This is a genomic window from Methylotuvimicrobium buryatense, from assembly GCF_005931095.1.
GTDB lineage: Bacteria > Pseudomonadota > Gammaproteobacteria > Methylococcales > Methylomonadaceae > Methylotuvimicrobium > Methylotuvimicrobium buryatense.
In genome coordinates this window covers 2996617-3011249 of sequence record NZ_CP035467.1, presented here as the reverse complement: position 1 = coordinate 3011249, position 14633 = coordinate 2996617, and the positions used below count along the sequence as shown (strand labels likewise).

Below are 14633 nucleotides of genomic sequence, written 5' to 3'. Positions count from 1 at the left end.
TAAAAAAGAGGAGAGACAATTATGCCGCTTATTATCGAGAAATCATTGGCCGGGCAGCGTGCTCTAGTGACCGGAAGTAGCTCCGGCATTGGCGCGGCGATTGCCGCCGCATTGGCCGAAGCGGGCGCGCGCGTGGCGATCAATTATATGTCCGATGCCGAGGGGGCGGGGGAGATAGTGGATCAAATACAAGCCTTGGGCGGCGAAGCGATTGCGGTTCAGGCCGATGTCAGCCAAGAGGATCAAGTGATTGCGATGTTTCAACAGGTCATCGGGACTTGGGGCAGTCTCGATATTTTGGTCAACAATGCGGGCATACAGCTTGATGCGCCGTTTGTCGAGATGACCTTGAAACAATGGGAAACCGTGATGGCGGTCAATCTGACCGGGCAGTTTTTGTGCGCCCGAGAAGCGGTCAAGGAGTTTCTTCGCCGAGGCGTGGTGCCGGAATTGTCCTGTTCGGCCGGCAAGATTATTTGCAATTCCTCGGTGCATGACATCATTCCTTGGGCCGGACACGTCAATTATTCCGCCTCTAAGGGCGGCCTGTTGATGTTCATGAAGAGTCTGGCTCAGGAAGTCGCTCATGACAAGATTAGGGTCAATGCGGTGTCGCCGGGCGCGATCAAAACACCGATCAATCGTAGCGCCTGGGAAACCCCCGAGGCGGAAGCCGATTTACTGAAACTGATTCCGTACGAACGCGTCGGGGAACCGGCCGATATTGCCCGTGCCGTGGTTTGGCTCGCATCCGATGCTTCCGATTACGTAGTCGGCACAACGCTGTATATCGATGGCGGCATGACGCTCTATCCGGGCTTTCGCGAAGGCGGGTAAATTTATCGCGCAGAGGCGCAGAGTTTTCAGTTTAATGATTGCAGGTATGTTAATTGCAGCGGGTGCGCCCCATACGCATCAAGCTAAGCAAAGATCCCCGCTGCTAAATCGCTACCGACCTCTTCCGGCGTTTGAGTTAAAAGGGGGGTAAATAAGGACTCCGTCGAAATTAATAACTGGGATTACTAAATAAGCCATCCGCACCGTCCGCGCGCCCCGGTTTTCCTCCTGGCGTGAAAACATCGAACAGCATTCTAATGCCGATCTGACCGGTGAATTCGAGACGCCCGGTTTTATTGCGTCCCTCGTCCAATTCAGGCTGCAATCCGAAGGTAACATCGAGATTCAAATAATCACTCGGCAGCCAACGGATACCGAATTGCGATGCATACTTCGGTTCGTTCAAAACCAAAGGGTCGCCGGCAAAGACTTCACCGATCAAACGAGCTTCCGGATGAAAGGCTTCCAAATCGAAACCGATGCCCCAGTAAGGCGTGATGCGCTGCGGCCCGCCCCGCTCTCTATCCATGCGGGCTCCATAATTCGTGTGCAGCATCAATTTATCGTCATTGAAGCGCCAAGTCGACATGCCGATGATGTAATAATTGCTACCGACATCGTGCATATCGCCGCGCCCGGTATCGAATGTCGCTCCGGCACCGAACGCGAACCCCGGCATAATGCTGTCGATTTCCGCTTTATTGAATAATATTTTGGTTTGAAAGGCGGGGTTGGAATAGGTCAATTCGTCATTGCTATCCCGGCCAACGCCTACACCGGCAATCAGCTCCAACCATTGGTTGACCGACGTGCCTATCATGACATTGTATGCCGGAAAAGGAGACCAATCGCCGCCGACATGACCGGCTTCAAGCCAAGTTTCGGCTTCGACTTGTCCTTCATCGACAATGCGTGCATCGTCGGTTACAAAAGGCCGAACGGCTTTCGATTCGGTTGCGAGCATACTCAATACGGCAGCGATAAGGATTGAAATATTTCGTCGAGTGCCGTTGTTGGCGTTTGAAGTATTTTGGATTATTTCGATTGCATGTATCTGTTTCATGATGGCCTCCATTGCTATGAATTCAAGATAAAAGTGATATGTGTAAAATTACTTGACCGACTATCCGCTAATAATCGGTCGTTTGAAAAGCACTTGAAGATTGACGAATGCGTTCGATGTCGCTGCGATTGAGCGATCGATTTAATGCGGGGTGTAAAATGATGGAAGTCATGATTTTCTCCAAAAGCATGCGTCAATTCGCACGCGCGGGAGAACGCCTCGATTTATGAGGAGATTCTGACAGCGGGCAAAGGAAGCAAGCTCAGTGGTTTGAGTTGGTGTTTGAAATATCGACTATGGCTTTCCATTGAAGATTCTTTGAATTGAACTTGCGTTATGGTAGCAATCCACTGCCGTGCCAATCCTGAATTTTTCTTCAGAATTACCCTCTACTAAATGGCTCAAGGTAAACTGATAATCGGTTTTTGAAAGCAAGCTGAGCGGATCAAAAGCGCCAAAATGACGGTTATCGAATGAGTATTTTATTGGTTGAAGACGATAGAAAAGCGTCCGGTCTTTTAATACGGGGCCTGACCGAAGAAGGTTTTGCAGTCGATCCGGCATACTCGGTCGAGGAAGCCGAACAGTGCCTGCGCATACAGGAGTATCGCTTGATTATTTTAGATTGGTTTTTGCCGGGCAAGCAGGGTGTTGCTTGGTGTGAAGAACTCCGGCAACAAGGCGTGCGAGTGCCGATTTTGATGCTCACCGCCCGAGATGCCTTGCAAGACCGGGTCGAAGGGCTCGACGCCGGTGCCGACGATTACTTGACTAAACCGTTTGCGTTCGAGGAACTGTTGGCGAGAACCCGCGCCTTATTGCGCCGTTCGGACATTGGTCAACAGACAAGTCTTGAGGTGGCCGACCTCATATTGGATACACAAACGCGCCGGGTAACCAGGGGCCAGTTGATTATCAATTTGACCCAAAAGGAATACGCCATTCTGGAAATGTTAATGCGTCGCGTAGATAGGGTAGTAAGCCGAAACGAACTTGCGGAATCGCTATGGAGCAACGACCATATTGGCCTGAATAATCTGATCGACGCTCATATTCGCAATTTGCGCCGGAAAATCGATCGCCCGGGCGTTACGCAACTCATCCATACGGTTCGCGGCCGAGGATTCCGACTGATAACAAGCGGTGCCGACGATGCTTAAATTTAGAACGCGGCTCATCTTGAGTCACCTGGCCGTTATTGTTGTCATCCTGACAAGCGTTGGTTTTGCCGCTTACTGGATGCTTTCCCGAGCGGTGTATAACCAACTCGATGCGGCTTTGTTGGTCGTCGCGGAAACGGAAGCAGCGGTGTTGTCGTCGAGTCCGTACCGAGCCATCAAGCTTAACGATACCTTGTCGGGTTCCGATAGGCTCTCTTTTGCTCGTATCGACCGATTGATACAGGTTGTAGATAGCGAGGGCAAGGTACTGGCCCAGAGTGCCAACTTAGGGAATACGCAACTACCGGTACCGGCCAACCTATCGGCAATGTTCGCGAATAGTGAAACTGTCTTTGAAACGCTGTTCTCGTTCGGCGACGAACCGGTGCGCATGGTGTCGATGCCGATCGATCGGCTGGATACGCCCGTAATCGTACAAGTGGCCGGATCGTTGGACGATGTTCACAATGTATTAAATGTCGCCAGCTTGCTTTTCGTGATGATGACGCTCGGTTTACTCACTGCAGTAGCCGGTGTCGGGTTGTCGTTGACCCGCAAGGCGTTTCAAGCGATTGAAAATATCGTTCAGCGAGCGCAGCACATCAATGAAGCTAATTTAAACGAGCGCTTGCCGCATCCGGGAAGTCGAGATGAAATCGGAAACCTAGTAGACACACTGAATGAAATGCTCGATCGTATCGAGCGTAGCTTTGAAGTGCAGCGCCGATTCACGGCCGATGCCTCTCACGAGCTGCGTTCGCCGTTATCGCGATTGCGCACGGAGCTTGAAATCAGTCTGCGCCGTTCCCGCGATCCGTCGGAATATCATGAAACCTTGCAATCTTGTATGGATGAAGTCGAACGATTGACCTTGATTGTCGAGGAGTTGCTCGTTCTTGCTCGCATGGATGCCGGTCTGGAGCGTGGCTCGACAGAAACGGTTTCTCTGAATGCGATCGTCGAAGCGACAGTCAAGCGCATGCAATCGATGGCCGGCAAACGCGATGTGCAAATTATCGCCGAGCCGATGCCGCAGGTCGTCACCAATATGGCTTATGGATCGGTCGATCTGATTCTGACCAACTTACTGGATAACGCCGTGAAATTTTCTCCGCCCGGCGGCCGCGTTTCGGTTCGTTTGGCCGTTACAGAAAACAAGGCGGCGCTTAGCGTTTGCGATAACGGGCCAGGTATTGATCAGGATGAGCAGCAACGAATCTTTGAGCGATTTTATCGTGGTTCGGTTGCTTCAACGAGGCATGTTGCCGGAGCGGGTCTAGGTTTGGCGCTTTCGCAAGCCATTGCATGCGGTCATGGAGGCTATATCGAAATGACAAATAATGATGAAGGCGGATCTGTTTTTATTTTCAAATTTCCGTTGGTTCGCTAATGAGGCTTTGAAAATATTGGCGAATACAGCATAAAAATTTATTCACCATGAAGAACATGAAGGCAATGAAGAAAAAGACTATAAAATCAATAGTCTAATTCTTCATATCACTTGATCGGTAAATGAGTTCTCTGCGCCCCTGCGTCTCTGTGCGAGTAATTTTTAAGTCTTCAACGGCGGGGCAGGTTGGGCGATTTTGCGCAATAAACGTCCGAGTAAATCCGAGCCGGTAATGATGCGGCGTTGATTATCTTCCCAAACCAAGATCAAATCCTCGTCGATGACGTCGTCGCCCGGTTTTTCAGAGCGAACGGTAAGGCGGTGCAGTACTTGGCCGAGCGGTCGAGTCGAATCGAACACGACTAGCGGGTGATGGCAGAGCGATTGCGGATCGAATGGCGTAGCTCCGAATAAAGCTCTGCGTAAGAAGGTTGGTGCGCTCAGTATTCTACGAGGCTCGCCGCGGTCGTCGACCAGCACGACCCATTTTTTACCGGAGGCGGCAACTTTTTGTAAAAATGGGTCGTCGGCATTGCGTTGTAATGTTGGGAACACCGGGCGGCCGTCACGAAACGGTAAGTTAATCACGCTGCGCGGGTCGAGCGGTTCGCCTTCCTGGCTGACCGGTATGTCATCGAGTTTCAGAAAATTGATCGCGCCGGTGGCTTCGACTTGGCTGATTTCGGTGTCGATTTCCCGCGCGTGAAGCTCAAGTAGTTGATGCACCTCATGTTCCCTCAACCAAGGGATGCCTTCCTGGCCGATCCAGGCATCAAGAAGTTTGCCCGATGGCCAAGCCAGCGGCCACAGTAAGACTTGATAAAAGCGTAATAAAGGCGTCAGGAAACCCGCTACGCGTAGCGCATGACGCGAAAAATATGCTTGAGGAACGATTTCGCCGAATAGTGTGATCACGACGGTCGAGAAGAAAAAAGCCGATAAACCGAACAATACCGAATCGGCCAATAGGGTTAACAAGACATTGACCGAGACGTTACCCCACAAAATAGCGGTCAGGGTAAAGTTGGAATTCCGGCGTAACGCCAAAACCCGGCGGGCATTTCGGTCGCCTTTTTCGGCGGCGGTTTCGAGATGCAAACGGCTCAAGCTGAATATCGCCAGATTCAGTCCCGATAATGACGCCGATTGCGAAAGGCAAATGACGATGCCGGTCCAAATAAATAGTGGGCTTAACGGCCATGCGTCGGCGAATGCAATAGCGTCGAGCGTCTCTTGCCAACCGTATAAAACGACTTGCCATGCTTCGGGATCAAGAGCGTCGGTTCGTAAGCCCGCCAAGACAAATGTGATAATTGCCAGCAGGATGGCGGTCAGGGTCCCGGAATGGCGGGCTTTAATATGTAGCATCGGCGATTCCTTTAGACGAGGTTGAAACGTTCCGAATAAACCCGGTTGAGTGCGGCTCCCCGGGCGATCAAAATCGGTTCGACACTGTCCATCATCGGCGGCGGGCCGCACAGAAAATATTCGATCGACTCGTTATCATCGGGTAGATAACGGGCGAGTAAATCCTCATCGACGTAGCCGGTCTCGCCGCTCCAATCTTCCGGTGGATTTGTAATGACGTACACCAAGGTCAACGGCAATTGGGCAGCCATCTCATCTAACTCTTCTCGAAAGAGGATGGCTTCGGCATCCGAACAGGCATAAATCAGCCATAAAGGAGAATGAGCGCCCAGCTCGCGGTAGGTTCTCAACATGCTGATAATCGGCGTGATGCCGACGCCGCCGGCAATGAATACAGTAGCGCGCGAGCGGGTCGCATCGTGAAAGAATACGCCGTAAGGGCCTTCCAGCCAAGCGCGGGTGCCCGGTTTAACTTCACTTAGTCCGCTGGTGAAGTCGCCGAGCGCCTTGGCGGTAATCTCCAATCGTTCCGGATGGGCTGCGCTCGAGCAAATCGAAAAAGGGTGTTGTTGGAGCGAAAACGGTGAATCGCCTAGCGTCAACCAGGTAAATTGTCCGGGCCGGAATTTCATTCCAACGTGGCCTTCGGCCTCGAACACCAAGGTCGTGGCTTGATCGGTTTCAGCTTTGGCTTCAATGACGCGCCACGGCTGCCGGAGCATTCTTAGGGGGCGCAGAAGGCGGGACTCGATAATCAATAGTAGCGACAATCCGATCAGGCACGCCAAGACCGCTTTTTTCCAATCCTGAGCGAAATAGTTGTTGACCAGCAGTGCGTGCCCGAGTCCGCCAACAATGATCAGCAGTGGCAAGATTCCGTGAATGAGGCGCCATAGCTCGTAGGGCAACCGGAATTTCGTTCGCCACAGAGAGCTTGTGACTAAGAATAGGGCGGCGGCGACGACGAAACCTAAAGCCGCGGCGCGTAAAAAATTGACTCGAGGGTCGATATAAAGAAGCAGATAGCCCGGATCTGCGATGAACATCGCTGCCGGATGTGATAGCACTAATAAGAGGGCGAAGATGCCGAGTTGGCGATGGAATTGCAGGATATTGTCCATACCGGCGCCTTGAGCAAACCAGCGTTGGCGTCCTGAAATAACGGATTGCATTGCCAGAGCGCCGAGCGCGAGAGCGCCGAGCAGTGCACCGAATTCAGCCGCGAATGGACGTGCCGGCGGCGCTTGAAAGCCGATCGCTAGTATCAGCGGAAGAAGCACTATGCCCAAATAGACGACGATCCACGTCAGCGCTTGTCGGAAACCGTATTTCATTTGTGTGTCCTCATGGATAATCGACAAATAACGGCGTCAACCATCGGCTTTTATACCTTTTGCACTTCAAATTTCGGCATTAGCCTCAGGAGTTGTTGGAGCTTGTTCGGCTCGACGGCGCCTATCAGTCTAACGACCGCACTCTCTTGGTTTTGTGTACTTTAACAGTAATTCGGTAGTTAAACCATAAACCTAAATTTGGCAGATTAACCATGAAGTACATGAAGTGCATAAAGGATTTCAAGAAAATACCTAAATATTCTCGCTAATCTATTCGATGAGCGAAATTTTTATGCAAACCATCAGCAAGTCATTCGGGTGTGGAATTCGCACTATTGCTAATCTGTATCAACTCTGCCGCGATACTGACTGCGATCTCCTCGGGCGTATGGCTATGGATCGGCAAGCCCATGGGACCTCGAATGCGTTGCAGTTCATCGGCCGACAGTGTTTCGGCAAGCTTGGCTTTGATTTGGGCGATTTTTTTGCGGCTACCCAATACGCCCAGATAGTCGACTTTTTTGCCGGCCAAGCGCTCGGCTATTTTCTGGTCGGCATAATGACTATGCGTCATGATCAAGACATAGATCTGGCTGCCTTCCGGTATCGCGGTGCCGATTTCGCGGTACGGCAGAGTCAACTTTTGCCGAGCATACACATTGCGCGTTAGGGTGTCGAGATTTTCGCGTTCGTCGATCACGGTGATGTCGAAATCGAGCGTCGCCAGGATTCTCGACAAGGCCAGACCGACATGACCGCCGCCGATGATATAAGCCTGTTTGGACCAACCGACGGATTCCTTATACCACCAATCGTTGTCGCCCTGCCGGGTAAACCGGCACGACTCAGGCAAGGTCTGCGCGTCATCGAATGCGATACCGGCCGGCGACAGTGTCAACACGCCTTGCGGATTATCCGCCAAGCTTCGGAATAAGGCGGACTGATCTTGCCGGCAAGTATACAGCAGAACGGTTTGTTCGCCGCCGCAGATCATGCCGGATGCTTCGCCGTCTCTTGTCGGATGATGCTGCAAGCGTCTCAGCCTCGGCTCTAAACCATCCTCTTGCAAGGCCGAACGGGCTTCTTTGAGCAAGGCGCTTTCAAGCGCACCGCCGCCGATCGTGCCGAAGCATTCGCCATGCGACGTCACCGCCATTTTCGCCCCTGGCTTGCCGGGCGAACTGCCATGACTTTCGACGACGATCATGAGCATGACGGACCGATACCGTGTTAGCCGGTCCGCAAGCCAGTGCCATAAAGATTCCGATTTAGCCAAAGAATGCCTCACTCATCGCGTAATAGACCGCCATCATAGCCGAAAAAATCGCGCTGCTGATGAAACGCCAGCGCAGCGGAATATGATTTTGAATCAGGTAATTGGCTGTTAGCGCCAGCGGCACGATGCGCAGAAATGAGGCCAAACCGATGTTCAGCAAGTGCCAGTGCAGTTCGGCAAAGCGGCCCGAAACACAATAGATCAATGCGATATGCCGCGCTATCCAGAGCGGATTGAAAAACGCCTGGGCCAGCAGGGCGCGTAGAATACGGTTGCGAAGATCGCTCCCTCCGAAACGACGCGCCAGCCAACTGAAATAGGCGGGAATTTCGATCGCATACAACGTCCCGCCGACCAGCATCATACCAAGCAATCGCGGCCATTGAAATTCGCCGGTCAAAAGCGCCGCCCAGCTATCGCCCGCAGCATAAATCAACGCGCCGGACACACCGTTACGCAACGTCAACAACGCCATTATCCTAAATCCGGTAGTTTAACCATGATGCACATGACGTTCATAAAGTCTTTCAACGGCTTGCTTTAAAATAGTGAATAACCTCACTGTGAAAGTTCGTAGATTGAGACTCTTTTATCTAATTTTTTGATATGCAAAAGCTCAGCAACGAAATTGCCGGTTCCGAAGAGGGTGCGGTTGCTCGATCGACAGGCGTCGGCGGCAGGGAAAGCCGCCGTCGAGCCTACAAGGACGTATTCACGGCGTCCTGTCGGGCGAGTGACCGCACCCTCATCTCCCCGAGAACTTTCATCAACCGGGGTGATTGCCAGGTCTTCATGAACATTAGAAGAGCAAAAATGATTTGCATAGGCATAATAAGCCATTAAATGATCTTCGTATTCTTCATGGTGAAATGTTTTTTCTTGGATCATGACTCAGCATACAAGGCCAGCAACACTTTTTCCGGCGTCATCGGCGCGGTGAACTCCGGTTCAAAGGCCGGATTGAAAGCCTGTATCGCCTTGATCAGCGCGAAATACACGCCGATGCCGTACATGAACGGTGGCTCCCCGACCGCTTTCGAATGCAGAATCGCGGCCGGATTGTCCTTGGCCACAAATTCGACGTTGATTTCCGGTGCGAAATGAATATCGGGAATCTTATAGGCGGTCAGCGTATCGTTCAGTAAACGGCCCTGGCTATCATGACGGATATCTTCGATCGTCATCCAGCCCAAGCCCTGCATCAGACCGCCCTCGACCTGGCCGAGATCGACCTCAGGCGCGAGACTCTTGCCGCCGTCATGCACGATAGCGACTTCATCGATGCGATAAATTCCGCGCAAGCAATCGACCGTCACTTCGACGGCGGCGCAGCCGTAAACATGATAGGCGAAAGGCCGGCCCTGTTCCTTGCTTCTGTCGAAATAGACGCCGGGCGTCGCATAATGCGCATGCGCCGACAACGCCGTCCGGGACAGATAGGCTTCGGAAATCAATTGATTCCAGCCGATTGCGGTCGGCTGGCCGTTGAAATATACGCGTTCTTGTTCGATGACGATTTTATCCGCTTTGGCCTCGATATCGAGCAGTCCGGCCGCGACTCGCTTCAAACCCTGCAGAATCTGCCGGCAAGCCAGTAAAGTCGCCTGACCGTTGAGATCGGCGCCGACGCTGGCCGCGGTCGGCGACATATTCGCGATGCGCGAGGTATTCGTGCTTTCGACCTTGACGCGCTCCCGATCTATCGAAAAGGTCGACGCGACGATGTTTCCGATTTTTTGCTTGACGCCTTGGCCCATTTCGACCGCGCCGCAACTGACGCCGACCGAACCATCGGCGTAAATATGCACCAGCGCGCCGGCTTGATTCAGAAAGGTTGCGGTAAACGAAATCCCGAAGCAGATCGGCATTAACGCCAAGGCTTTTTTCTCGAGTCGATGGCTCGCGTTGAAATCGTTTATCGCCTGTTGCCGCCGAGACAACGCAAGATTTTCCTGCAAGCGCTCCCAACAGAGGCCGGCCCGGCATTCTATCGCGGGCATGCCGTAAGGAAACGCTTGTCCTTCTTGCATTAAATTGAGGCGCTGAATTTCGGCTGCATCGATTTGCAATGCCGCCGCGGCTTTGAAAATCGCGGCTTCCAGCACGAACATCGCCTGCGGCCCGCCGAAGCCCCGGAATGCGGTGTTCGGCGGCAGATTTGTGCGGCAACTGACCGCAGACGCGCGCACGTTCGGAATGAAATAACTATTGCAAGCATGAAACAGCGTGCGCTCCAAGATAGCCAGCGAAAGATCGGCGACCGCACCGGCATTCTGGTAAAAATTGACGTCATAAGCCAAGATTTTGCCGCTGCGGTCCAAGCCGATCTTGAAGTCGGCATCGTAAGGGTGACGCTTGCCGGTCCAACGCATGTCGTCGCTTCGGCTCAATCGTATTTTGACGGGCCGTTGCAGACGGCTGGCCGCCAATGCCGCGATTGCGGCCCAGGCCGTCGCCTGTTCTTCCTTGCCGCCGAAACCGCCGCCGAGACGCAGCACATCGACTTCGACCTGCGTCATCGTCAGTTTCAACACGCGCGCGATGACCCGCTGCACCATGCCCGGCGACTGCGTGGCCGATACGACTCTTAAACCGCCGTTTTCCAGCGGATAAACGAGCGCGGTTTGAGTTTCCAGGTAGACATGCTCTTGCGCGCCCGATTGCGTCTTGCCTTCAACGATCACATCGCATGTTTGCCAGGCTTGCTCGATATCGCCGAGCGAAAAAATGCGCGGCGGCGCGATGTGCAGGCCTTGCCGGTGCGCCTCTCGGGCATCGAATACGGCGGGCAGTTCTCGATAGTCGACTTTGATGCGGGCGGCCGCGTGCCGGGCTTCGTGTTCGGATTCGGCAACGACCAAGGCGATCGGCTGGCCTTGATACATCACGGTTTGTTCGGCAAACAGTACCTCCTCGGTCTCGACATTGCCGATGTTGTTGTCGCCCGGTATATCGGCTGCGGTCATTATCGCGGCGACTCCCGAGCACGCCAAAGCCTCGCTGAAATCGATGCTTGCGATCAGGCCGTGAGCGATTGTCGACACGACAGGAAAGGCATGCAGCAAACCGGCCGGCGGCGCGATATCGTCGACGAAAGTCGAGCGCCCTTGGGCATGCAGTTCGAGATCATTAGCGTGCATGTAATTGCTCCCAGCGAATCGCTTCCGGAAATAGCTTCATGAAATGCGCGAAGATCAACTGTCTCAACAACAAACGTTTGTAATCGGCGGAACCGCGCAAGTCGGAAATCGGCGCGATTTCTTGCCGGGCGATATCGGCCGCGGCAGTTACGGTCTCCGGAGTTATCGGTCGGCCTTGCAAATAGTCGCAGGCCTTCTCGAAATAAAACGGCACCGGCGCGACGCCGCCGGCCGATAAACAGGCGCTGACGATGCGTCCGTCGGTATGCTCGATGCCGAGCGCCGAATTTACGGCGGCGATATCGAGATGCCGACGCATGCCGACCTTCTCGTAACTGAAACTCTGTGCCGCGGCTCGATTAAAACGGATGGCCTGCAAGCGTTCGCCGCTTTGCAAATCGACTTGTTTATAGCCTTGAAAAAAATCTTTGAGCGAAACGGTGCGGCATGCGTCATGCGAAACCAGCAGCAGACGGGCATTCAAGGCCAGAAAAAACACAGCTAGATCGGCAATCGGCGAGGCATTGACCAGATTGCCGCCGACCGTCGCGCGCGCACGGACCGGCGCCGAGCAAATCAATTCAAAGTCTTGCGTGACCGACGGAAACAATTGCCGAAACAACTTGGAGGTTTGAAGTTGTTCTATCGATGCCGCGGCATTTACGATGCAATCGTCAGCATCAAAACGAACACTGTCGGCGCTATCGGGCAAAAATGCCAATGGCCGGATGTGCAGCGAATGCGGTCTGGCCACCCATAAATCAGTGCCGCCGCCGACCAGTAACGCGTCCGGCGACGGCTCGACCGCATCGCGCGGCGCAAGGGCCGCGAGTTTCGCGGCAATCTCCGAAAAATAAGCCGGCAGAATTTGCCAGCGGACCAAATCGTCGATTCTGCATTCCGGCGGCGAGACGGACAGGTCGAATTGTCGGCAGAGCCGTGCTATCGCGCGTTTGATGCCGGCGTAACCGGTGCAGCGGCATAGATTACCGGCAAGCGCATCGATCGCGGCCTGTTCATCGGAAGTTTCGGCATTCAGAAAAAAACCGGTCAAGGCCATTACCAGGCCGGGCGTGCAGAAGCCGCATTGAATCGCGCCGCAATCGACCAAGGCGCGTTGAACCGGATTCAAGGATTCGGCGTTCAGGCCCTCCACCGTTACGACATGACAAGCGTCGATCGCGCCCAACGGTAACAAGCAGGCATTGACGGCCTGATAGCGTAAGCGGCCTCCGCGAATTTTTCCGAGCAACACTTGGCAGGCGCCGCAGTCTCCTTCCCGGCAGACGTCCTTGGTGCCGGTTAGACCTTGGCGCTGACGAATCAAATCCAGCACGACCCTTGCCGGGTCGGCATGATCGTCGATCGCTTTTCGATTCAAGATAAAACGAGTCATTGCGGAGTCACCGTCAGTGGCGTAAAGGAAAATGTTCGGCCGTCGAACAAACCCCGGTCGCTCAATTTCAATTCTGGAATGACCAGCAGAGCCATGAACGATAAGGTCATGAACGGCGCGCGCAGAGGCGAACCCAGTCGCTTGGCCAGTGCGTCCAAATCGGCATAGCGCGCCGCGACGCTGTCGCCGTCGGCGTCACTCATCAAGCCGGCGATCGGCAGTGGCAATAATTCGACACGCTCCCGGTCCGCTACGGCAATGCCGCCTCGCGCCGCGATTACCGCATTGACAGCTAGGCAAATGGCCTCGCTATCGGCGCCGACCGCGATGACGTTATGCGAATCGTGGGCTACGCTCGACGCCAATGCGCCTCGTTGCAATCCGAAGCCTTCGATGAAGGCCAGCGCCGGGCGGGCGGCTTCGTAACGATTGACAACGGTTAGTAATAACCGGTCGGATTCGATGTCGGGCACGATCTGTCCATGCACGATTTTAGGCGTGCGCAACACGGCTTGCGTGAACAATTCGCCGTCGAACGCTTTGATGACGCGGATTTGCTCGCCGCTCGCCGGCGCTTCGAGATCGGATGCGCTAATCGGTGCGGCGGCGAAGCGATTGACGGGGTTTGTTGCGTGATGCGTTAACAGGCTCTTGCCGTGCTCGGCAACTTTTTGGCCTCCAACCCAAGTGCCGAGTACGCTAAAGTCGGCCAGATTTTCGACCAGCACCGCATCCATGCGTTCGCCGACGCGCAGACGTCCGACCGGCAAATTATAATGATCGACCGGATTCCAACAGGCACAGCGCAAGACATCGAAAACGCTGTGACCGTGCGCGACGGCCCGGGCAACCAAGACATTGATATGACCTGCGACCAAGTCATCCGGGTGCTTGTCGTCGCTGCACAACATCACGCGCTCGGGAGCTTCGTCGATCAATGGATGCAATGCCTCGAAATTGCGCGCCGCCGAACCTTCCCGAATCAAGATGTGCATCCCGACCGCGAGTTTTTCGCGGGCTTCATCGAGCGTGCTGCATTCATGATCGGTCGAAATGCCGGCTGCCGCATAGCGCTTGACGTCTTCGCCGCTCAGGCCAGGCGCATGACCGTCGATCGGGTAGCCGAAACGCTTGGCCAATGCCAATTTTGCCGTAATATCAGGATCATCATGCAAAACCCCGGGATAATTCATCACTTCAGATAGATAACCTGCCTGCCGGTTTTCGAACAACCAGGCCAATTGTTCGCTGTCGAGGCGCGCGCCGGCCGTTTCGAACGGCGTTGCCGGCACGCATGAGGGCGCTCCGAACAATATCGGCATCGGCGTCAATGCGGCGCTGTCGCACATGAAGCGAATCCCGTCCAGGCCGAGCACATTGGCAATTTCATGCGGGTCGGATACCGCAGCGACGGTACCGTGCCGGCACGCGATTCGGGCAAATTCGTCCGGCGTCAACATCGAGCTTTCGATATGCACATGCGCATCGATAAAACCCGGCAACAGATAAGGTTTGTCCGGGTCTTCATCGCCCAATTCGATGATCGAGGCGATCGTTTCGTTATCCCAACCGATTTCGGACAAGACTATCCGCCGTTCGAGTATTTGAACAACATTCGCGATGATGCTTCCTTGATTTAGACTCACGTTCTTGGCCAATGGGTTTTCCT

12 protein-coding genes are annotated in these 14633 nt (G+C 53.9%); 3 read left to right on the top strand and 9 right to left on the bottom strand.

All coding sequences use genetic code 11. The features are described 5' to 3' along the window. Nucleotides 1-21: 21 nt before the first annotated feature. Nucleotides 22-837 (top strand): glucose 1-dehydrogenase, encoded by an 816-nt coding sequence (locus EQU24_RS13490; RefSeq protein ID WP_017838996.1) that lies wholly within the window; start codon nucleotides 22-24, stop codon nucleotides 835-837. A 169-nt stretch (nucleotides 838-1006) separates the two neighbouring features. Here the strand turns inward: EQU24_RS13490 and EQU24_RS13485 are convergent, their stop codons facing one another. Continuing rightward, on the bottom strand, nucleotides 1007-1900 hold the full coding sequence (locus EQU24_RS13485; RefSeq protein ID WP_017838997.1) for a hypothetical protein: 894 nt from the start codon (nucleotides 1898-1900) through the stop codon (nucleotides 1007-1009). Between the two features lie 473 nt (nucleotides 1901-2373). Between EQU24_RS13485 and EQU24_RS13480 the strand changes: the two genes are divergently transcribed. Both EQU24_RS13480 and EQU24_RS13475 read left to right on the top strand, forming a co-directional pair. After that, nucleotides 2374-3060 (top strand): response regulator transcription factor, encoded by a 687-nt coding sequence (locus tag EQU24_RS13480; RefSeq protein WP_014148181.1) that lies wholly within the window; start codon nucleotides 2374-2376, stop codon nucleotides 3058-3060. Beyond that, the gene (locus EQU24_RS13475) at nucleotides 3053-4450 is read left to right on the top strand and encodes an ATP-binding protein (RefSeq protein ID WP_017838999.1); all 1398 of its coding nucleotides are present in this window, start codon (nucleotides 3053-3055) and stop codon (nucleotides 4448-4450) included. Before EQU24_RS13480 ends, EQU24_RS13475 begins: the two co-directional genes overlap by 8 nt. A 162-nt stretch (nucleotides 4451-4612) precedes the next feature. Here EQU24_RS13475 and EQU24_RS13470 read toward each other — a convergent pair whose 3' ends face one another. The 8 genes from EQU24_RS13470 to ade all read right to left on the bottom strand — a co-directional run bounded on the left by EQU24_RS13470 (nucleotide 4613) and on the right by ade (nucleotide 14622). Then, a complete protein-coding gene (locus tag EQU24_RS13470; RefSeq protein ID WP_017839000.1) occupies nucleotides 4613-5818 on the bottom strand; it encodes a DUF21 domain-containing protein in 1206 nt (401 codons plus the stop codon). Between the two features lie 11 nt (nucleotides 5819-5829). Next, nucleotides 5830-7152, bottom strand: a complete 1323-nt coding sequence (locus EQU24_RS13465; RefSeq protein WP_017839001.1) for a ferredoxin reductase family protein — start codon at nucleotides 7150-7152, stop codon at nucleotides 5830-5832. A gap of 310 nt (nucleotides 7153-7462) precedes the next feature. Beyond that, nucleotides 7463-8365 carry an XdhC family protein gene (locus tag EQU24_RS13460; RefSeq protein ID WP_017839002.1) on the bottom strand — a complete coding sequence of 301 codons (903 nt, stop codon included), beginning with the start codon at nucleotides 8363-8365 and terminating at the stop codon, nucleotides 7463-7465. 55 nt (nucleotides 8366-8420) lie between these two features. Next, nucleotides 8421-8903, bottom strand: coding sequence for a hypothetical protein (locus EQU24_RS13455; protein WP_017839003.1), 483 nt, complete (start codon nucleotides 8901-8903; stop codon nucleotides 8421-8423). Between the two features lie 83 nt (nucleotides 8904-8986). Then, nucleotides 8987-9316, bottom strand: coding sequence for a hypothetical protein (locus EQU24_RS13450; protein WP_017839004.1), 330 nt, complete (start codon nucleotides 9314-9316; stop codon nucleotides 8987-8989). After that, complete coding sequence (locus EQU24_RS13445) at nucleotides 9313-11568, bottom strand: molybdopterin cofactor-binding domain-containing protein (RefSeq protein ID WP_017839005.1); 2256 nt, start codon at nucleotides 11566-11568, stop codon at nucleotides 9313-9315. The genes EQU24_RS13450 and EQU24_RS13445 overlap by 4 nt, the downstream gene beginning before the upstream one ends. Next, a complete protein-coding gene (locus EQU24_RS13440; protein ID WP_017839006.1) occupies nucleotides 11558-12964 on the bottom strand; it encodes a 2Fe-2S iron-sulfur cluster-binding protein in 1407 nt (468 codons plus the stop codon). Before EQU24_RS13440 ends, EQU24_RS13445 begins: the two co-directional genes overlap by 11 nt. Further along, nucleotides 12961-14622, bottom strand: coding sequence for an adenine deaminase (gene ade, locus EQU24_RS13435; RefSeq protein ID WP_017839007.1), 1662 nt, complete (start codon nucleotides 14620-14622; stop codon nucleotides 12961-12963). The genes EQU24_RS13440 and ade overlap by 4 nt, the downstream gene beginning before the upstream one ends. Nucleotides 14623-14633: the final 11 nt, after the last annotated feature.

What these genes read in the sequence shown, in the direction of transcription:
- EQU24_RS13490 (WP_017838996.1), top strand. Translation starts at nt 22, where the DNA reads ATGCCGCTTATTATCGAGAAATCATTGGCCGGGCAGCGTGCTCTAGTG.
- EQU24_RS13485 (WP_017838997.1), bottom strand. Translation starts at nt 1,900, where the DNA reads ATGAAACAGATACATGCAATCGAAATAATCCAAAATACTTCAAACGCC.
- EQU24_RS13480 (WP_014148181.1), top strand. Translation starts at nt 2,374, where the DNA reads ATGAGTATTTTATTGGTTGAAGACGATAGAAAAGCGTCCGGTCTTTTA.
- EQU24_RS13475 (WP_017838999.1), top strand. Translation starts at nt 3,053, where the DNA reads ATGCTTAAATTTAGAACGCGGCTCATCTTGAGTCACCTGGCCGTTATT.
- EQU24_RS13470 (WP_017839000.1), bottom strand. Translation starts at nt 5,818, where the DNA reads ATGCTACATATTAAAGCCCGCCATTCCGGGACCCTGACCGCCATCCTG.
- EQU24_RS13465 (WP_017839001.1), bottom strand. Translation starts at nt 7,152, where the DNA reads ATGAAATACGGTTTCCGACAAGCGCTGACGTGGATCGTCGTCTATTTG.
- EQU24_RS13460 (WP_017839002.1), bottom strand. Translation starts at nt 8,365, where the DNA reads ATGCTCATGATCGTCGTCGAAAGTCATGGCAGTTCGCCCGGCAAGCCA.
- EQU24_RS13455 (WP_017839003.1), bottom strand. Translation starts at nt 8,903, where the DNA reads ATGGCGTTGTTGACGTTGCGTAACGGTGTGTCCGGCGCGTTGATTTAT.
- EQU24_RS13450 (WP_017839004.1), bottom strand. Translation starts at nt 9,316, where the DNA reads ATGATCCAAGAAAAAACATTTCACCATGAAGAATACGAAGATCATTTA.
- EQU24_RS13445 (WP_017839005.1), bottom strand. Translation starts at nt 11,568, where the DNA reads ATGCACGCTAATGATCTCGAACTGCATGCCCAAGGGCGCTCGACTTTC.
- EQU24_RS13440 (WP_017839006.1), bottom strand. Translation starts at nt 12,964, where the DNA reads ATGACTCGTTTTATCTTGAATCGAAAAGCGATCGACGATCATGCCGAC.